The sequence below is a fragment of the Legionella impletisoli genome (assembly GCF_900639875.1).
In the GTDB taxonomy this organism is placed as follows: domain Bacteria; phylum Pseudomonadota; class Gammaproteobacteria; order Legionellales; family Legionellaceae; genus Legionella_A; species Legionella_A impletisoli.
Genome location: NZ_CAAAIA010000004.1, coordinates 178,755 through 198,563, shown reverse-complemented (window position 1 = coordinate 198,563; position 19,809 = coordinate 178,755). Strand labels below are relative to the sequence as shown.

Sequence of the window (19,809 nt, the reverse complement as noted above, 5' to 3'; positions counted from 1 at the left end):
ACCTAGGAGATCATAGTTTTCTTGAAAAGGATATTCGTTGATGAACCCAACAAAGATTTTATTTGATGCGTTTATTCCTGAAAATCTTAGGAAAGATATCATTCAATATAATAATGCTAAAACCTTAGTAGGTGTTGGAATAACCGCAAGTATTGCAGTTCCATTTTTTTCGTTATTTTATTATTTCATAAGTTTTCCACTGCTTTCTGTGGTTGTTAATTTAATTGCACTTGCAGTTTTCGTTTCGCTAATAATCATGAGGTATACCGGCAGCTTAATGCTTGCGCGAGAAAGCATTACCTTCTTTCTGACCGTGCTTTTTACAATCGTTTCTTTCCTTTTAGGAGGAATTGTCTCTCCTTCAACTTACTGGCTAATTCTTCCTCCCATTATCAATTTAATAACGGGAGGGATTTATTCTTGCTTTGCTTGGAGTATAGTCAGTGGGTTAATCATTTTAGGGCTTTATAATTTTAGTGAACTCATCGTTTCGGTGGCATTTCTTCAAAGCACCTACTTTTTCCCACGCTTATTTATTTCCATTGTTGGTATGCTTTTTGTATTAATTGTCTTAATTTATATTTCAGAAAAAGAGAAAAAAAGAAGTTTGAAATTACGATATCGTGCTTATCACGATGGTTTAACTGGCGCACTCAATCGTTATTCGTTTTCCGATAAAGTTGAAAATATATTAAAAGAAAAGGATGAAAAACCCTTTTTTCTTCTGCACATAGATATCGATTCCTTCAATAGTATTAATGAAACACTAGGTTATGAAGTAGGTGATTTTATATTAATTCAACTGCACTCAAGACTTACAAAGTTCTTTTCAAATCATAGTCTCATTGCGCGTTCTGGCAATGACGAATTCTCTGTATTTTATAGTCAAGAGTTTGACCTCAATGAGCTGCTAAGACAGATTAGAAAGCCTTATGTGTTTGATGATCAAGGAATAATACTAATTACCTGCAGCTTTGGTAGAGCCACTTTTCCCTATGATGCAAACCTATTTTCAAAACTTGTACGCTATGCCAACTTAGCTTTAGAAAAATCAAAAGAATTAGGTGGGAATCACATTGAAGTGTTTGATAAAGAGCTAGCCGAAAATGAAGACTATCACTTAACTATCCAACATCAATTGCCTACGGCTTTAAAAAAAGAAGAATTTTATCTCTACTATCAACCCCAGTTTTCAACAGAACTTGATTTTCCAATGTCAGGTCTTGAAGTGTTGTTGCGCTGGAAAAATCCTAAGCTGGGTATTGTACCTCCATCAGAGTTTATTCCAATTGCAGAAAAATTAGGATTAATCACAGAAATAAGCGATTGGATTTTAATTACAGCATTAAATCAATTTAAACACTGGGAAGATCAAAAAATCCTCCCGCATCACTTCAAAATCGCTATTAATTTTTCCGTGATGCAAATGTATCGAATCGATGCGTTAGAAAAAATTACGAATGCTCTTAAGAAAGCTAATCTTTCACCCCATCGCTTAGAAATAGAAATCACAGAATCGTTAATAATGTCGAATCGGAACATGGTAGTTTCCCTCCTAAATCACTTAAGAAATATAGGAATATCCATAGCAATGGATGATTTCGGAACAGGGTATTCTAATTTTAATTATTTAACTAAAATTCCCTTAACAAGTTTAAAAATTGATAAATCCTTTATCGATTCAATTCCGCATAATGGGCTTATTGTGAGTGCTATTATTAAAATGGCACATAGTCTTCATTTAGATGTTATCGCAGAGGGGGTAGAAACTCAGGAACAACTTAATTCCTTAATACAAAATGGATGCGACTTCATTCAAGGTTATTATTTAGGGAAACCGTCCTCTACAGAAGAAATTGAGCAACTATTAATACAACATTATCTTCAAAAAGGCCCAAAGAAATAACGCCTTCTCGACGTTTATCTGAAGAAACAAAAATTAACCTATAATAACTTCCAAACACTCTAAATTTGGAGAAAGAATATGAAAGAATTAGTCAGAAAATTTGAAGCAGAAAGCGAAGATGGTCAGTCTATCCTCATTTTAGAATATCGAGGAATTAAAGACATTCTTACGCCTCCCGATGAGGAAAAAAAGCCAATGTATGGCTTACCTACATTCACGACAGCGACTGGCCAGGAAGTTATTAAGGCGGATGGAGGCTATCAAATACTTGGCTTAGATACCATATTCTATGAGAACACAAAAACGTAGAAACGTTCGCTATCAGTCCATTGTTACCTTTAATATCTATTCTATAATATAAAGTACAGATGAAGATTACTCTGAAAGGGTATGTTTATGGAACATGACTTTAGTAATATGCCTGATGATATATTACAGAAATTAGTTGAGTTACAACATCCACCTGCAATTGCTGAAATCGAGAAAAGAAATTTGGCTCGAGAATCTGAAATGCAAAAACAGGCTGCGGATCCTATCGCCCAGTTAGCAAAAAATGATACAACGTTTGCCAAAGTCATGGCTGGCCAGATAAGTCCACACGATTTTTTGACAAAGCCGGAATACCAAGTTACCAAACAAAAATTTATTACTGAATTTAACAATCAATGTCCCGAGCTGGCAAATAGCCAATTTGGCCAGGACAGCCTCGCTTCAGCCTGGCTGACAAAGCTGAGATATAATGAAGACATGACCAATGAACAATTTACTCACCATATTCAGCGTGGTGAGCAAATTTTCTTTGTCAAACCCGATGATACGTTAGTTTTGGACTTAATAAATGGAGATCCCAACCAAAATGATAATATCTCAATGCAATGGGGTATTGAGGCACTAACTGGTATAGAGTCCTTTGATTCCGGTGTCGCTCGTGTACGATTTCCTAAAAGCGTTGGCCCCAAAATATACCAAGCGTTTAAAACAGCTGGAGCTCCTTACCGTAGCTCCACGCATGCTCTTGCTACCCGACTTGAGGATGGCCTGGGAAAAGACGTTGTCAATGAAAGTGATCGAAAATTTACCCCACGAGGGGCTGGTCATACCCTTATGGTAGCTACGTCCAAAGATGGAAGTAATAAGCTGGGGGGAGATTTTGACCTGGTTCTTAAAAGAGAGGATTATGGCTTTAGGGATAAGCTTTCCCATACGATGCGTCATGCGGTTGGTGGTCTAAAAAAATTAGTTGGATACAGCAACCTCATAGGTAAAAAGTCATCGCTAGCTAAACAATGTGAGAGTGAGCACGGAAAAGGACCTAAAATTCATCGTAAAGAACACCTTAGTGAGCTAAAAAGCCAGTCAGCAAATTTGATTAATTTACTAGAAGCTGGGAAGAAGATAGGGCTTTTCCAAGGTTTTAAAACAAAATGGTGTATTAGAATTGCAATGCCACCTTTTGAAAAGAAAATACTTAGTGCGTCAGCGGAAGAACGTCAGGGGATTGGTCAGTTTCTCAAAGATCTTGCTGTTAATCAGGATAAGTTAAAAGCTACCAACCAAAAAGATCTTGATGCTGTTCAAGGACTAATAAACCAAGCTGCAAATAGTGGTGACTTTTCTAATTTCCGAGAAGGCAATGAAGTCATGGTGGATTGTTCCCAACAAGGTAAGCCTCAGCTTCTTGATGGCATCGCGAAGGAATCAGATAATGCGCCAGTGGATAGAGAAGCTCTTGCACAAGAAGGCATTGTTGTGACTTCCGAGTATAATGATGAGGTTAAGAATGACCTAACTGAAGGTGAGCAGAGAATAGCAGAAGAAATGGTAGGCGCGTCTCCTCAACAGCTTAGGCCATAAATGATATAGGCGCGGATTTCTGGACACAAAAAAGCAATTTTTGGTACTAGTTATCTCATAAGTGAATGTTACCAAACAGGGACATATTAAACACAAAATACCCTCCTAACTATTCTAGCGGGTGAAGGGGCTACGGACAACCATAAAAGTGGGCTATGCTATACTGAATCATTAAGAATGACTTTAACCACAGGGATGATTATGAAACCAGAACAAAGAACCTATAAAATAAGGCTAGCGGATAAAGGAAAAAAGCTATCACCTTTAGTCGACGATCACATCAAAGAAGATTTAAACGAACATAATCTTACGGTAGAGTCCCGTCATCGTCTTCCTGAAGATTCAAGCCATACCATCACCGCAATCTTTGAAACAGAACCTAAACTCCCCTATTTGGAAGATGTACTTGAAGCATATGATAAATTAGCAATCGATTTGCATTATAATCAACGCTCTTGGTATCACTTGCCTGATGTTAGTTCGGACGGTAAAAAAATTACCATGATTTTTGATACAGAGCGGGATTTAAATGCATTTAAACAGCGTCTGCAAGGCGTAGGTTATCAAGTTTCAGATTAGATAAATATTCACTACAACGGCGAAACAGTTTTTTCAACGACAAAAGAATCGTTTGCTTCAGAATCTTTTTTCTGTCGCTCTTCTTCTCGACCTGCTTGCATTTGAGCCTTAAAAGCATGATTAATTGCTCGAAAGCCTTGTATTGCTTCAGGTTCAATTGCCTTAATACTCTCCGTAGGTTGAGGAATTTCTTTGGATTGTACAGTTTGTTCTAATAATTCTTTTTGATCATTAAGTTTCGTGGCCAGCGTCGTTTCCATTAAAGCCTGAATAAGTGTTGAAGATCTCTTACCCTTCACTGATTCTTTTAATGCAGCCAGTTTTTCTAATGCACCATCGTAATCTTTATTCTGAATGTCTTTCTGTATTTCAGGGAACGCTTTATCCATTTTATCCAAATTCATTCGCCCCGCACGATGGCGAGAGAAATATTGACCGTTCACTCGACACTGATAACTATGCTTAACCCCCTGGAGCGCTTCGAGAAGTCTATTGTGCATCGCACAGTTATCAGGTGTTTTGCCTACCGAAAGTGCTTTAACCTCTTCAGGAAGAACTTGATGCACTGTATCCATAGAGTGTGCTTTTTTCCGATTACTTTTAAAGACAAAACTATCACCGTAGTAATCTTTTAAAGGTGAGTCACTTATAATATCTGCTGACATCCTGTAGTTTTTATACTGTTCTTTTAGATGAGGATAGTCTTTAAATACCACACTGTGTTTTGTTCGAATTGGAGCTGAGTTAAACGTTCGCACCAGAATAGATTCTTTATCACGCTCCTGGAATTGATTCTCATGATAAGCTTTTGTCGCCACATACTGCGCTATATGCCCACCTAAGGAATGACCTGTTAGAATGATTTCACGATTTGGGTATTGTGCTCTTACTTCTTGATAAAACTCATAAGCCGCATCACGAAATTTTTTTCCAACGACACCTCTTGATAAAAGCGACATATCAGAACCAACATCTCGAAGCGTTTTTGTACCTCTATAAGAAATCACAATAGGACTTTGATTATCCTGTGGTTCAAAACACAAAGCAGCCAAAGAAGCATTGGTCTTTTTATCTCCTGTAGGCAAATTAGTGCCTTTTTTTTCTGGGGTTATAGCTTTTGTGATGGCATAGCCATTCTCTGCGTAAAGCATCAACCCTCTAGCATATTTTGTTCCAGATTTACGATCGGTTGGATCAATAAAAGAGTCATTCCCATCGTCTCTGCGTTTAACGCGATAGGCTGCCTGGGCGAAATGAGCGAGTAATCCTACTGTGCATTTTGACTGAATCATTTAGTTCCTACAAGATAGCTATAGTATTATTATAGATCAGATAGTAATAAAACCACTCCTCGCACAGGTTGTGCAATTCAGGTTATGTCCTACACTTAAAGTACTGATTTGTTTCACTAAGCGAATAACTAGGTACAGAATGGATTCAAAGCAATGGCTCACGGAATTAATTAGCATCAATACCGTATCCAGTCATTCTAATCTGGAATTAATTGAGCGTATTGACACTTGGTTTAAAGAACATGAGATTCTTTCTTTTATTCTCCCAGGGCCTGAGATGGGTAAAGCAAATTTGTTAGCAACGATTCCTGCAAAAAACGGGCGAAGAAAAGGAGGGTTACTTTTATCTGGGCATACCGATGTTGTTGATGTGGGTGGACAGTTATGGAATAGCAATCCTTTTGCGGCCAAACAAAAAAATGGCAATATTTATGGTCGAGGGGCTTGTGATATGAAGGGATTTTTGGCCGTATTATTAGCTTTAGCTCCTGAATTTAAAGCACTTAACTTGGCAAAACCTATTCACTTCGGATTTACTTATGATGAAGAAGTTGGATGCGTGGGCGCTGAGTATTTTGTGGAATATTTGCAAAAGCATAAGATACAACCCGAAGGATGCATTGTGGGAGAGCCCTCCAGTATGAAACCTGTGGTAGGAGAGAAGTGCCGCCAGGTTTATCATGGTCAGATTGAAGGATTAGCTTCGCATTCTTCGTTAAGTGTTAAAGGGTGCAATGCCATCGAATATGCCTGCCGTTTGGTGCATTATATCCATACTCTTTCGGAAATGCTCAAGCAACAAGGGCCTTTTGATTATGATTTTGATCTTCCCTATACCACCCTAACAACCAATCTAATCAGTGGTGGGATTGCCTCAAATATTATCCCTGGTATTTGTGAATTTTTGCTTGAAATTCGATATTTACCTGAATTTCCTATCTACAATCTTCGTTGTCAAATTGAACGACATATTAAAGAGATTCTTGTTCCTGAAATGAAGAAATCCTACGCAAAAGCCAATATTTATTTTGAAACCATTTCCGATGAACCAGGCTTTTTGGCGATGGAAGATGCTAATATTACTCGACTCACACGGTTAGTCACTGGTATTAATGAACGACTTAAGGTTTCATACTCCACTGAAGCAGGTATTTTTCAAGACGCCCATATTCCTACCATTTTATGCGGGCCAGGAAATATTGAGCAGGCGCATGGTCCTAATGAATATATTTCAATAGAACAATTGAAATTATGTGAACATGTGCTTAGAAATATTGTGACCTTATTTTGTTGTGATTTAACAGGAAATTAGGCCCTGTTGACAACTTACCTCTGCCCTACGCGCCCGGCTTTCCGCGGGGCCTATGGATTGCGCAGTCAAGCCGCACAACGTAGACAGGTCGTGGATTGCCGACGAATTGTCAACACGTCTTAGTTATTTTTAATGCGATAAAACTCACTCATCATCCCTAAGTGATTTTCCGTTTTATAGTAGTGCATACCACACTTTTCCATGACGCGAATAGACGCTTTGTTGTCTTTGTGAGCATAAGCAATAATATAATCCGCCTCAATATGCCCTTTAGCCCAATCCAATAACGCGCACAATGTTTCAGTTGCATAGCCTTTATTCCAATGCTTCTTATGAAAAAGGTATCCTACTTTCACTTCGCCAGATTGAAGCGCATCAAAATAGGCTTCGCCAACAAAATTTGACGTCGCTAGGTTAAAAATAACAAAACAAGGCAAACCTTCTTTCTTGCACTCTTCTACACAATCTCTTACAAATTGCTTAATTTCATCATCACTTAATGTACCATCTGGAAAGAACTTAGCGACTTTAGGGTCTTTATCGAGCGTTCTTAAAAAATCTATATCATCTTGTTTAAGAAACCGCATGCCTAACCGCTTTGTTTTTATTATATATTTTTTCATTGTTATCTTTCTTATTTTTACCTAGAAGATATAATTATGGCTCATTTTTATAAATTCTGTGATGCGTTCATAAAAAGTCAGATTAAAATCATTTTGCTTCCAAAATGAATCAAATGGCATTATAATAAACAAATTTGATTTTGTTGATAGAAATACCATGAAATTACGAATTTCACCTTATACCCCTCATACCGTCGATTTAGAAGCGCTTTTAAGAAAGCATGAAGCGAAAGAACTAGAGGAACTTGCTCATTACCATGAACTTCATAGCAAACTTCGCGGGAGAAGCTCAAATCCTTGTGGTTTGTTTAGTTTTAGATCCGAAGCGGAACGCACTCAATATAATGTATTAGCCAGCAAAGTCGTTAATTTTAATCGGCAAAATGGCTACAGCAATTTGCTAAAAAAAGTAGGCGATTTTGTTTCAAAAAACCCAGGAACAGAGCTATCTATTTATAAGATTGCATCCACAGTAATCGAAAAGGAAGAAAACGTCATTAGACAACGAATCGCTATATATGAACAAAATGACTGGCAGGATATGAAAGCGGAGCAGGAGCAGTGCTTGAGAAACTCCCGGAGAGTTTTACCCAAACTATTGGAATATATTGAAGAATTATGTGGTGTCTATGAAGATAATGTAGATAGCCCACTATCTGTGTCCACTCCATCAGTATCTTTCCTAGAAAGACTTACCGCAAACCATCGTTCTAAAAATACCTCTAAAGAATCTGATAATTATGAACCTAATCAAAATCAGACATTCGCTAATTGCAGATAACTTTTATTGAAAAAAATGGCTTGTAATTCATAAATAATTGCTGGATATTGGTTTATAGCAATACGCTAATACCGATTAGGAGTTTTTTTACCAGGGGAGGTTTTATGCCAAGATCCGATCGATTTTTTCAAATTCCTTGCTCTTCGCCCCCTATTCACCGAGTTTCATCTCATATGATCTCTCAGTTAATCGCAGATAGTAGTGCTGAGATTGTTAAAGAAAGCTGGAGTCATTTAGGTCGTGGAGCTCAAGGACAAGTATATTTAGTTAAAGTAAAACTCCCTGATAATGACTATCGATGGTGTGTGCTGAAATCCATGGGAAATGAGAGTCAAGCGAAAGAAACGGCTATTAACCTTGCTCTAACTGAGGCTGATGAATCCTCAACCGATCACAACATCATAAAAATCATTTCAAATTTTAAGGATGGCGTTCAAGAATACGCTCTCTTTCCCTTATGTGAAACCACACTAGATAAGCAGATGATAACTTTACAGAAAATAAAAGAATTAAACCCCGAATTCTTTTATTTTATTATCATCCAGTTGATGCTGGACTTATTAAAAGCAGTGGATTACATGCATTGTAACAATGTGGTTCACCGAGATATTAAACCTGAAAATATTGGCTTTCATTTAGGACGCTGGTGCTTGTTTGATTTAGGTTGTTCTACTAGGAAAGATAGTAACGAAATGTTACAAGGCACATTTTACTTTTCTCATCCTGCGGGCATGGTAGAAAATTCAGAGTCAGCCAGAAGTTATAGTGATATTTATGGGCTAGGCCAAACATTAAAACTCCTTCTTTATCCGGGCGCCCGAATTTTTTATCAAGAATTTTTTCTAAAAATGCCGTGGAAATATCTTATGATAAAAGGCCTAGAATTTCATAAAGCGCAAAAAGCTACCTCTGCTACCTCTTATCCCTTAAGCTTTGAAGAGCGATTTAGAGGTCTGGATAAAAACGATATAAGTGGTACTTTAAGATTTCTTGTTGCTTCTATGACCTCTATCCACCCAGAAAATATCCCAAACGCGGCGTGCTTGATCGCGTGTTTTTCAGAGTTACAAGAACAATTAAGAGAAAAATTAGGCGAGGATGAACTGGAAAGAATGTCTGAGGTGTATCAAGTCTTGATTGAAACACCCCCCTCGTCCGAGCTATCCGATGATATCAATATAGCTCATCAACACTCCTGCACATTTACTGGGAGAGAAAAAAAGCCAGACTCATTGGTTAGTGTTAGTTTGACGTTTAGTGGTTAAAAGACCCTGCCCGACGAATCAACTCTGACGCAAATAGGAGTTTACTTACCTAGGTAAGCTTGAGCACCGGGTTGTTCAGAGTGTTTGGATTTGGTTTCAGGTGTAACGTCTGGACTTAATAAATCTCTGTTACTAGGATGTTTTAAATCAAAAAATCCAATGCCTTTTTTTCGCGGACGCTTTGCCGTGGTTTCAGGCGCTGCTGCGGCTTCAGCAACTGCAAGAACGGATGCCGAAGGTGTCCCATCACTCTCAGAATGACCACTTGTAATGCTAAGTGCATTAGAGCGTCTTAACCTGAATTTCGGATGGGCCAGAGCCTTTGGGTGCTCTGAAATGACTACAGAGCATGGTTGTTCTGGACGCGATGCCTCTGAATGCTGACTTTTAAACATAACAATTTTCCAGTGATCTTTTACCTGCTAGAATGGTCACAAAATATATACTAGCAACATCCATAATGCAAACTTGACCATTATTAACCAGGACAACTCACACCAAAAGAAAAATAAATAACCACAATTTATTAATTTGACTCATTTTGATTGTTTTTTTATAATTATATTACCCAACTATGATGAGACCCTGATGACCTCCAGTGCTTCTATAACGCTCTTTTTAGGAAAACAAGATTCAGGAAAAACATCTCTTATTAAAAGAGCATGGAAAAATTTATTTTCTAAAGATAAATCCTCAGATGATGAAGCAGTTTATTATGTCGTGAGACGTGGCGATATTGGATTAAAAATATGGGATTTAAGAGATGACCGTCTTTCTGAACTCATTAAGCCTAGGCATTATGAAAAAGCGGCCTTAGTCGTGTATTGTGTTGATCTTTCCAAGCCCTTTGATAAAGAGGCTATAGAACAAGAACTGCGCTTAATTAGAGAAAAAAATTCCAAAGTTGAGGTCTTGCTGGTTGGAACGAAATCTGATCTAGCGAATCCTCAAACTTCAAGTGAACAATTAAGCCAATTTGCAGCAGAAAATCGTTGTCGTAAGCCAATAATCACTTCTGCCCAAGCAGATGATCATGTGGATACGTTATTTGCTGAAATCAAAAACATTGTAGAGAACGCCGATAAAAACTCCCTTCTAGATAAACCAGAAACCTCCATATTTTATCCCATGTCTTCTATATTAAAAAATGTGCCGAAAGGTTCGATTTTATACAACCCACTATTGAAGTTAAATGAGGCAATCAAGCCCCTAAAAGTCCAACAACAAAAGCCAATTATTGATGCCTCCAAACAATTAATCGATACCCTGCAATCGATTCAATACACTTTAGAAGAGAAACAAGAGGCGATTATAAAATTTCATCAAGACTGTCATGAATCCATAAAAGACGCTTCTGCTCCGACCAATCGGTCCATCATGAAAAAAGTAGCCGTTGTCGTTATATCGGCCTTTTTGTCATTAACTATCGCTTTAATCGGAATTGCCACACATCTTTGGGCTGGGCCAGGTTCGCTTGTTGCAGGCGCCCTTGCTTTTGGCGTCTCTGCGGGAGCCAGCTCAGCCTTTTTGAATAAATTCCGATTTTTTAATCCCAAAACTCCACTAGAAAACGCCCTGGAATCTTTTCTTGATGCTGCCAATCAAAATTTGACAAGACAAACATCTGATAAATAGGATTGATTACAATTCAATTGCTAAACCGAATAAAAAAAAGTTAAGCTTATTCATTCTGCTTAGCCATAACAAGGAGTGTGCATGCAGTCTGAATCCTCAAAAGGCGCCATTATTTTAAATCGTCTGGATAGAATTCCAGTTTGGCCTTACTCCACCGCAGTTCTACTCTCTGTAGGCGCGGGATTTTTTTTCGCATTTTTTGATATCGTTTCAATTGGCATTGCTTTACCTAAAATCGAACAAGATTTTCAAATATCAAATGAAATGGCTGCATGGGCAATCACCAGTAGCTTAGTTGGTTACATCATTGGATCGTTTCTAGATAGTCGAATTGCCGATTATTTTGGACGACGTCCAGGCTTATACCTCTCCATTTTATTTTTCTCTTTAGGCTCACTCGGATGTGCCGTTAGCCAAACCTTTTTTCAACTTGTAGTATGGCGATTTATTTCTGGTTTAGGTCTTGGAGCAGAAATTGCGTTAGTGACTGCAATAATGGGTGAGCTAGCACCTGCAAATTATCGGGGTCAATACACAAGCCGTGCTTCGGCTTTTGGCATGCTTGGTTTTGCGTTGGTACCTTTTGTTGGTATGGGGCTTGTGCCTCATTACGAATGGGGATGGCGGATTTTATTTGCATTAGGAAGTCTTGGAGGGCTTGTGATTGCGTTTACCCGTTGGTGGGTTCCAGAGTCGCCACGCTGGCTTATCGCGCAAGGAAAATTTCTCGAAGCAAAGGAGATCGTCGAGAAAGCGGAAGAGCGTGCTCGACAAAAAATGGGAACCGAGTTACCCCCTTTCATGCCACAGATAGAAGAAGCCCCTATTCGTTATGGCATGCTTCACATGCTACGTTCTCCTTATAGCGGCCGTCTTATTTTATTTGTTGCTATCTGGTTTTTTTACTATCTTGGAAACTACGCTTGGCTCACTTTGAGCACCGAATTGTTGATTGATAAAGGATTTGAACTGGCCAAGAGCTTACAATTTATTGCTATTGGCTCCTTAGGATTTATTCTGGGTAGCTTAATTCCTGTGTTTTATGGCGATAGAATACAGCGAAAATATTTTGCAGCAGCTACGGCTTTTATTTGGAGCTTGGTGCTCTTAGCCATTGGTTGGTTTCCAATAGCCTGGATCATCATTCCCTGTGGATTTATTGCTTCTATAACTATAGCGGCCATTATCCCGATTATGTATGCCTATACAGCGGAACACTTTCCAACCACGATTCGCGCAACTTGTATTTCAATCACGGACGGTTTAGGTCATTTAGGTGGCGCCGTTTGCGGACAAGTTGTTTTTGGTGTTTATGCATTATTTGAACCTTTAGGATACGGCTTTCCAGCTGCTTTATCCTGCATGGCCCTTTCGGGCTTTATAACACTTATATTAGTATTATTTGGAGTGAATATGACTGGCGTTCCACTTAAACGCTAAAAATTACAAATAAAAATCCAAGTTGATTGATTTTAACCCAACAATTGAGTTAAAATTTTCTTGCATCTTCTTAACCTTGAGACGATTACTATGGGTAAATCAAATTCTCTACCTCAAAGCGCTACTCCCGCCGATCTGCGTGTTCTAATCGCCGAAGATAGTATGGTCAACCAAAAGCAGGCCAAAAGATTATTCACCAGAAAAGGGGTAGTCGATGCCAATATTATTACTGCTGATAATGGGCTTATGGCATGTGAATTTGTAAGAAATTCCCTAGATCCATTTCATATTATTTACATGGATGGCTTAATGCCAGAAATGGGTGGAAGAGAAGCAACTCTAGAAATACGAAGAATCGAGCAAGAGCGTTTTGGTGGGCCTGAAAGTGTTATTTTTAGTTGCTCAGACAGCGAGTTTGCTCCATTCCAAGGGGCTAATACTCGCTTAGATAAACCCTTAAAACCCGACGAACTTGAAAGATTGATGATTAATGTTATCAAAAATCCAAATATTTATTGGGAAAATTATGAAGATCCTATAGTCATGGTAGTAGAGGTAGCTGCAGCAAGAGCGAGTACCGATGTTGTTCGAGAAACTCCTTCACCACCTACTTCTAACTCAACATTTCGTGGCCATTTTACCTTGTACTCACCAGTAAAACCGCCCATAACAGACTTAACAGTTGATGATCACTTAGAATTTTCATTTTCTAAATCAAGCTAAGGAAGTTCATTGATGCGGTGTAGGCATACCTAAGCTTCAGCTTTTTTTATCGTATTCATTTATTTAAGCACCTGTACTTATTGTAAAAACTTGCCTTTATTGGGTTATTTTTGTATAATGTGTCAATTTTACATGCAAGTCGAATTCTAATTAATGCCTCATAAAATCAGGGCTTTATTGAAGTTTCACGAACCGTGCTTGGAGAATTTTGAACATCATGCCACGAACCTCCTTATTTCCAAGGACAGCAAATAAATGGGTATCTATTAAGCAAGGAACCGTTGGTGATTGTTATCTTCTTGCGAGTTTAGATTGCATTTTGAGCACGCAAGAAGGCTATCAAAAGCTTGAGTCCTTATTCACTGAAACTGATAATGGGGTCACTTTACGTATAAAACGGTCTCAGCATAGCACCTATTTACGCCCCCAGAAAATGACAGGGAAATACGATTACCACTTTGATAAAGCGCGTAATGAAGATGTATTTATTATTAGTAATGCGCGACTTAAAGAAATTGATGAAGCCCCGAATGGAGCACGCACGAACTCTTTAGCCGTAAAAGTTTTAGAAAGAATCAGCGCTTATTATTTTCGCGCAGACTGGGATCCTGCTCCTTTACATGCAAGCATGAAGGCTCACGATGATTTAAGAGATAGATATTCAGGTACCGCCCCAACCTTTGTGGGAAATCTATTGGGTGTGGAGACGGAAGACAAAAAGCCCATTGACGAAATCATTCGTTTAAAATCCATCTATTCTGATCTGCCTGTTTATGTTCATATAGACTACGGACAACCGGATCAAAATGGCAAAATTCATAATTGTCATGCTTTACGTGTTGATAAACTTATACCCAATCTTTCTGGAGGTTATGATTTTCTCTTGGCCAATCCCTGGGATAATTCTCGACGCGAGATATTTACCTTAGATGAAATCACAAAACGTCGTTATCACTGCTGTGTATTTAAAACTTCTCCAGAAAAATATGAGCTAGCCAAGCTATTATTAAATTTCCCCAAAGATTGGGGACTTGAAATTTTATCAAATACTAAATTAACCAAGCTTATGGTTGAAGTTAAACAGTACACCTGCCGCGCACAAAAGAGTCCAGTGGGTTTTGCAATTGAACAATGCTTTAATTTATACCGCGCTTTGCCAATCATTTGTGAGGTCTATTCAAAAGTATCTTCTGAGCACCAAGCGAAAATATTAGAGATAATTAACCTGGCCGCAGGCAACCGAGAACGATTTTTACAAGCGTTTTTAAGAGACATTCCCCGCGATGATGTAGCCGTGAGCTTATTAAGCTCAGCGGCTAAAATCCAACCGCCTTGTTCTATGACCACGCAAAGCGCCCTCTATAGGGCCGTTAGTACAAATTCTCTTGAACTCTATCAAGAATTAGTAAGCCCTGAAGTTGATCTTATCTCTCAGCTATCACTTTTCAAACTAGAGCGAAATGTGCATTTCAGAGCATTTGTGAATTTCGAAGCGCAATTTTCTTCTATTGATGTAGCACGATTACAGAAAATTATTCGCTATTTTGGCCCTTCAAAATCTTCTTCAGATTATAGTTTTGATGAGCACGCGCTCTTTGAGCTTGTATTTAGTTGTGCAATATCTGAAACCGCGCAAGCTAAAAAAATAAGTCTCACCCGTGCAGGTGACGATATCCGTAGCGCATTGCTTCATTATTATTTATCAAGTGATAAAAACGTTTTGAAGCCTTACCCAAGCTTACACACGCTATTTTCAGCTCCCGATTACTCCCCTGTATTGCTTGAACGAACGCTAGATTCTCAAGGATTTATGATAGCGATGGTAGCCCAAGTTATTAATTCGGCTTCGTATCCAGACTATCTTAACAATCGATTGCGCTCTATTCATCTCTCCCATTCTTCTATTCTTGCAGACATAATTCAACAAAGCGCCGCTAAAAAACCTCGTGATTTATACATCGGGTTGCATCGTTTAAGTAAAATCAATCCGAGTTTAGCCAATGCACTTTATCAGTACAGTAAAGCGACACTTCCTGCTTATTTCTCAGTCACATTTGATGCCTTTTGTCTTGAAATTCAACAAGAGATCCCAAGTCCCTTTAGTACATGGTTTATTGATACCCGTACTGCATTGGTTTCAGATTCTGAGGTTACTAGAGCAGAAGATACCGTATCGGCTTACATCACGAACATTCAACTTTTCTCCGTTTCCTTTTCAGGCATTGTTGATTCAGTAGAAGATTATCGAGATGAACGCATTAGAGAGTTTAAGGCATTGTATGAATCTAAGCAGGATTTGTTGATTGCAAAAAGCCTATTAACTTCTAACCCTATACTAAAAGCTTTTGAGCGAGAAATTGAACACAAAATTAGCGAACTTTATCAAGCAGCGGAAGATCAAATCCGCATGCTTGCGCTTGCAAGAGCTCAAATCGCGACCATTGTGAAAACGATTGGATTATTTGAAGTCTATTTCCACAACTGCTACAGCTTACAAGATATACATTCTCACCAAAATGTACTAAAAAATACGATAAATTGTTATATTGAAAACAATCCTCAATTACGAGAAGCACAGGCAAGCTTGGGCTTAGAAAACGAACTTCATCCGGCGGTTATGTCCGCTTTAACGGCAAAGCTTCGCGAGATTGATACGGCCTGTCGTGCCCGCAAAGAAAGCTTAACCGCCGCAGAGGCAACGATTCATTCTGTTGAATGTAACATTCAAACCTTTCCTGTAACTTTCCAGTTATTTAAAAACGAATCGGACATTAATAGTTATTGTTCTCATCTTCTAGAGGAGTTGTATAGGTTAACCGAAAAAGACCAAACGCAACTGCAAAAGAGCGCTTTAATCTTTGGATTTAAAAATCAACTTCCTCCTCGCATTACGTTAGCCCTGGAATGCAAAGCACAAGAGATCATCACATTAGCAGAGAAACGTTTATTACAAGTGCAAGCGGAAAATACATTAAATCAATACCGAGAGCGCATTGCAGAGGTTGTGTTTAATTTAAAGGATATTACATCCTTAACTCAACTAAGAAACCATGAGTTTGAATTAATTAATCGATTACGCGGTATAGAACATGACCCTGATCTGCATGAGGCATTAAATGTTTTAAATCAATCGGATACCTATCTTAATGAGATCATTCAAAGTCAAATAGATTCGATTCGTCAAACAAGTAAACGCCAAGAAGTCGCCTTCTTAAAACAAGAAGCTGAAGCAATATTAGCTGATATGAAGTTTGATCATTATTTAGCAATCATTGATGAGCAAACAAAGATTTTAGAAGTCAAAGCTCGCAATAAAATCAAATATGAGAAAAGCGCATCGAAAGCAAGGATGCTTTACTTTAATCTTCTAGAGGCCAAACGACAATTTTTAGACTCAGATGAACCGCTTAATTTGCGACTTGAACAATTTAAAACGAATGCTTTACGAGCTATTGATACTGCCAAGTCAACATTAGGAAGTCACCTTCATTGGAAACAAATTTTAGCGGATATTGCTAGCGCGATACTAACCGTAGCCAGCTGCTTTATAACCTATTTCGTAACAGGCCGTTTTCGCTTATTTACAGTGCCAAACGAATTCACAAAACCTGTTTTGGAAATGGAAAAGGTGCTTAACCCGATGCAAGTTGGAGCATAAGTCTTTTGTGCTTCTCCTCCCAATCAAGTTAGGCTGCGCTTTAAAACTCAATCCATACTCTAACGTTTCTCATTACATAACAAAATAAATCGGTCATGTACAGAATTAATGTTTAGATCATTCTTTTTTTAAGCACAATATCTTGATATAGTTGCACGGCACAAATCTGGATGCCAGGGAAATTTATTTTTTTAAAGGAGTACTTTGGATGTTAAGTTTTAAGAAAACTGTCACGGCGATTTTGATTGCGACCGCTAGCTCCGCTTACGCCGGTGGGATGGGAACAATGTGTACTGCTGAGAATGTGACCGTTCCTTGTGAGCAATATGGGTGGGCTATCGGAGCACAGGCGCTGTATTTAAAACCTTCCTATAGCGGAAGCTTGAATGTAATAGCCTCACGAGTCCTTTCCACAACAACTGGCGCTTATGGGCTTTTTGGACCTGAAAATGTTACTGTTGATATCACCAACGAACCAGATTTTAATTGGGGATTTAAGCTTGAAGCATCTTACTTTTTTCTAACGGGAAATGATCTCACATTAAATTGGTATCATCTTGCACCTCAAACCACAACGACCAGCGTTGCAAACGTGATCAGCCCTAGTTTAAGAGAGCTTCCCTGGGTAAATCATCACGTTCCAGAAACAATACAATTTAGTATTAAACCCCAATGGGATGCAGTAAATTTTGAATTTGGCCAACATGCTGATTTTGGCCCTTTTAAAAACATCCGTTTTCACGGTGGCCTTCAATACACTGAAATTGATACAGATATAGTTCGCACAGGAACGGTCACCGTATGGACAAACGTTGCTAGAACCATAACCGAAACAGCCACGTATACCGTTAATCATTCACTAGAATATTCAGGGATCGGACCTCGAATTGGCCTAGACTTAGCATATGACATGGAATATGGCTTTGGCGTTTATGCCAAAAGCGCTGCAACCACGCTTTGGGGTAGAAGTAAATTTAGTCGAACTGCAACAGATACTGTAGATGCTATTGAACGCACTGGCGATTTTCTATCTGTCGTTACTTCCATTTCGGATAGCGGAAGTAGAACGATGCTAATACCAGAACTTGAATTGAAAATAGGTCTTACTTACGACTGCAATCTTGGAGCAGGAAACTTTGGTGTAGATCTAGGTTATATGTTTGTTAACTATTTCCATGCTTTAAGAGATAGTCAGCGTCATAACCATGTCCTTGATTCCGATTTTGGTATTCAAGGACCATACCTAGGGCTGAAGTGGGTTGGCATGTTTGCTTAAACACTTAAGAACTCGCTGGGCAACCTAGAAGCCCAGCGTTAAGTGACTTTAGAATCTCTCATTCAATCCTTTTTTCATTTTTCCATTCCCATGGCAAACTCAATCGCTTAACCTTCAAATTAAATTTTCTCTTCTATAATAATAATCTATTGGAAAGATATTAAAGAGGAATGGATTTCATGACCTATTCGCAGGGAAAAAAACACGCAGTGGAAATACCAAGCGGCGGCGATATCTTAGATGGATTTTTATTTACACCGGATGATGCGAAAGGGATCGTGCTTTTTGTTCATGGTAGTGGCAGTAGTCGATTTAGCTCTCGTAATCAATATGTTGCAGAGTATTTAAACCAAACTGGACTTGCAACGCTCTTATTTGATTTACTGACTCCAGATGAAGAATCGGTGGATGCGTATACTCGCGAATATCGGTTTGATATTGAATTATTAGCAACGAGACTTATTGAAGTGACTAATTGGAGTAAGGAGCAATTTCCTAATTTAAACTGTGGTTATTTTGGTTCAAGTACCGGAGGGGGGGCCGCACTCGTTGCAGCCGCACACAGAAAAGAAGCGGTCAAATGTCAATCATCACCCTAATGGAGCCACCGATCATCGCTTAATGGAGCCAGTATAAACCACCCCAAATACACGTAAATTAAGGTATCATAAAACGGTGTTTTTTATCAAAATCAAACCGTTATTTTTTATCATTTTTTCCTCCATTCATTGTTCGATAACTAGGTCCATCAAAAGCAATTTTATAGGCCCCATGCGCGAGACGATCTATAGTTGCTGCTCCAAGAATTTTATTTGGAAATGCATCGCCCCACTCAGAGAACTCAAGATTGCTAGTTATTATAGTGGAGGCATTTTCATATCTCTCAGCAACCAAATCGTGAAAGTCTTCATCTTGTGGTGTCCTAAAAGGCTTAAGACCGAAGTCATCAATGATTAGCAAAGGTACATTCACCAGTTGCTTGAATTTCTTATCATACTCTCCAATCGCACGAGCAGCTTGAAGGGTTTTTAGTAGTTGAGTCTGAGTAAAAAATAGCACATCAATGCCATTCCTTATTGCGCAGTGAGCAATGCCTTGTGCTAAGTGACTTTTGCCTGTGCCGCAGGGTCCAACAATAAGAACTGGTACTTTTTCATGAATAAAGCGACAGCTAGCGATGTCTTTGACTTTTTTCTGATCTATGTTGGGATTAAAACCAAAGTCAAACTGCTCGATCGTTTTATTCATATTGATTCTAGCCCTCTTAAAGCGAGCCGAAAACTTTTTCATTTCACGTCGCTGAACTTCATCTTGTAACAGTAACGCTAAGAACTCGGCGTAACTCATTTTGCTTTCAATGGCTTCTTTATTACGCTGTGCCAGGCTTTCACTGATGCCAGAAAGCCTAAGGTTTTTTAACAATGGCTCAATATCTGGCATTGGATGATTACTCATGTTTTCTCCT

At 38.6% G+C, this 19,809-nt stretch carries 17 protein-coding genes; 13 read left to right on the top strand and 4 right to left on the bottom strand.

From position 1 onward, the window contains the following. Positions 1 to 40 precede the first annotated feature (40 nt). The 4 genes from E1O41_RS06110 (at position 41) to E1O41_RS06095 (ending at position 4,339) form a co-directional block, all read left to right on the top strand. Positions 41 to 1,906, top strand: a complete 1,866-nt coding sequence (locus E1O41_RS06110) for a putative bifunctional diguanylate cyclase/phosphodiesterase (RefSeq protein WP_131776435.1) — start codon at positions 41 to 43, stop codon at positions 1,904 to 1,906. 78 nt (positions 1,907 to 1,984) lie between these two features. Continuing rightward, positions 1,985 to 2,215, top strand: coding sequence for a hypothetical protein (locus E1O41_RS06105; protein ID WP_131776434.1), 231 nt, complete (start codon positions 1,985 to 1,987; stop codon positions 2,213 to 2,215). A gap of 87 nt (positions 2,216 to 2,302) precedes the next feature. Then, a complete protein-coding gene (locus E1O41_RS06100) occupies positions 2,303 to 3,760 on the top strand; it encodes a hypothetical protein (RefSeq protein ID WP_131776433.1) in 1,458 nt (485 codons plus the stop codon). A 201-nt stretch (positions 3,761 to 3,961) separates the two neighbouring features. After that, on the top strand, positions 3,962 to 4,339 hold the full coding sequence (locus E1O41_RS06095) for a hypothetical protein (protein WP_165481131.1): 378 nt from the start codon (positions 3,962 to 3,964) through the stop codon (positions 4,337 to 4,339). Positions 4,340 to 4,350: 11 nt separating this feature from the next. Here E1O41_RS06095 and E1O41_RS06090 read toward each other — a convergent pair whose 3' ends face one another. Then, a complete protein-coding gene (locus E1O41_RS06090) occupies positions 4,351 to 5,631 on the bottom strand; it encodes a lipase family protein (protein WP_131776431.1) in 1,281 nt (426 codons plus the stop codon). Between the two features lie 139 nt (positions 5,632 to 5,770). On the opposite strand from E1O41_RS06090, the gene argE reads away from it, so the two are divergent. Continuing rightward, positions 5,771 to 6,943, top strand: a complete 1,173-nt coding sequence (gene argE, locus E1O41_RS06085) for an acetylornithine deacetylase (protein WP_131776430.1) — start codon at positions 5,771 to 5,773, stop codon at positions 6,941 to 6,943. Positions 6,944 to 7,062: 119 nt separating this feature from the next. Here the strand turns inward: argE and E1O41_RS06080 are convergent, their stop codons facing one another. Further along, on the bottom strand, positions 7,063 to 7,566 hold the full coding sequence (locus tag E1O41_RS06080; protein WP_131776429.1) for a GNAT family N-acetyltransferase: 504 nt from the start codon (positions 7,564 to 7,566) through the stop codon (positions 7,063 to 7,065). A 157-nt stretch (positions 7,567 to 7,723) separates the two neighbouring features. On the opposite strand from E1O41_RS06080, the gene E1O41_RS06075 reads away from it, so the two are divergent. Both E1O41_RS06075 and E1O41_RS06070 read left to right on the top strand, forming a co-directional pair. Then, the gene (locus tag E1O41_RS06075) at positions 7,724 to 8,347 is read left to right on the top strand and encodes a hypothetical protein (RefSeq protein ID WP_131776428.1); all 624 of its coding nucleotides are present in this window, start codon (positions 7,724 to 7,726) and stop codon (positions 8,345 to 8,347) included. 104 nt (positions 8,348 to 8,451) lie between these two features. Then, complete coding sequence (locus E1O41_RS06070; protein ID WP_131776427.1) at positions 8,452 to 9,612, top strand: protein kinase family protein; 1,161 nt, start codon at positions 8,452 to 8,454, stop codon at positions 9,610 to 9,612. A 41-nt stretch (positions 9,613 to 9,653) separates the two neighbouring features. On the opposite strand, the gene E1O41_RS06065 is transcribed toward E1O41_RS06070, so the two are convergent. Then, positions 9,654 to 10,007, bottom strand: a complete 354-nt coding sequence (locus E1O41_RS06065; RefSeq protein ID WP_131776426.1) for a hypothetical protein — start codon at positions 10,005 to 10,007, stop codon at positions 9,654 to 9,656. A gap of 193 nt (positions 10,008 to 10,200) precedes the next feature. Here E1O41_RS06065 and E1O41_RS06060 point away from each other — a divergent pair, with 193 nt between their 5' ends. From E1O41_RS06060 to E1O41_RS06035, 6 genes are all read left to right on the top strand, one after another. Further along, a complete protein-coding gene (locus E1O41_RS06060; protein WP_131776425.1) occupies positions 10,201 to 11,247 on the top strand; it encodes a GTPase domain-containing protein in 1,047 nt (348 codons plus the stop codon). A gap of 81 nt (positions 11,248 to 11,328) precedes the next feature. After that, positions 11,329 to 12,687, top strand: a complete 1,359-nt coding sequence (locus E1O41_RS06055) for an MFS transporter (protein WP_131776424.1) — start codon at positions 11,329 to 11,331, stop codon at positions 12,685 to 12,687. A 90-nt stretch (positions 12,688 to 12,777) separates the two neighbouring features. Beyond that, complete coding sequence (locus E1O41_RS06050; RefSeq protein ID WP_131776423.1) at positions 12,778 to 13,410, top strand: response regulator; 633 nt, start codon at positions 12,778 to 12,780, stop codon at positions 13,408 to 13,410. A gap of 217 nt (positions 13,411 to 13,627) precedes the next feature. Next, complete coding sequence (locus E1O41_RS06045) at positions 13,628 to 17,068, top strand: hypothetical protein (RefSeq protein ID WP_165481130.1); 3,441 nt, start codon at positions 13,628 to 13,630, stop codon at positions 17,066 to 17,068. 208 nt (positions 17,069 to 17,276) lie between these two features. Further along, complete coding sequence (locus tag E1O41_RS06040) at positions 17,277 to 18,344, top strand: Lpg1974 family pore-forming outer membrane protein (protein WP_131776421.1); 1,068 nt, start codon at positions 17,277 to 17,279, stop codon at positions 18,342 to 18,344. Positions 18,345 to 18,523: 179 nt separating this feature from the next. Then, the gene (locus E1O41_RS06035) at positions 18,524 to 18,943 is read left to right on the top strand and encodes a hypothetical protein (RefSeq protein WP_131776420.1); all 420 of its coding nucleotides are present in this window, start codon (positions 18,524 to 18,526) and stop codon (positions 18,941 to 18,943) included. A 100-nt stretch (positions 18,944 to 19,043) separates the two neighbouring features. Here the strand turns inward: E1O41_RS06035 and istB are convergent, their stop codons facing one another. Then, complete coding sequence (gene istB, locus E1O41_RS06030) at positions 19,044 to 19,784, bottom strand: IS21-like element helper ATPase IstB (protein ID WP_278040867.1); 741 nt, start codon at positions 19,782 to 19,784, stop codon at positions 19,044 to 19,046. Positions 19,785 to 19,809 lie beyond the last annotated feature (25 nt).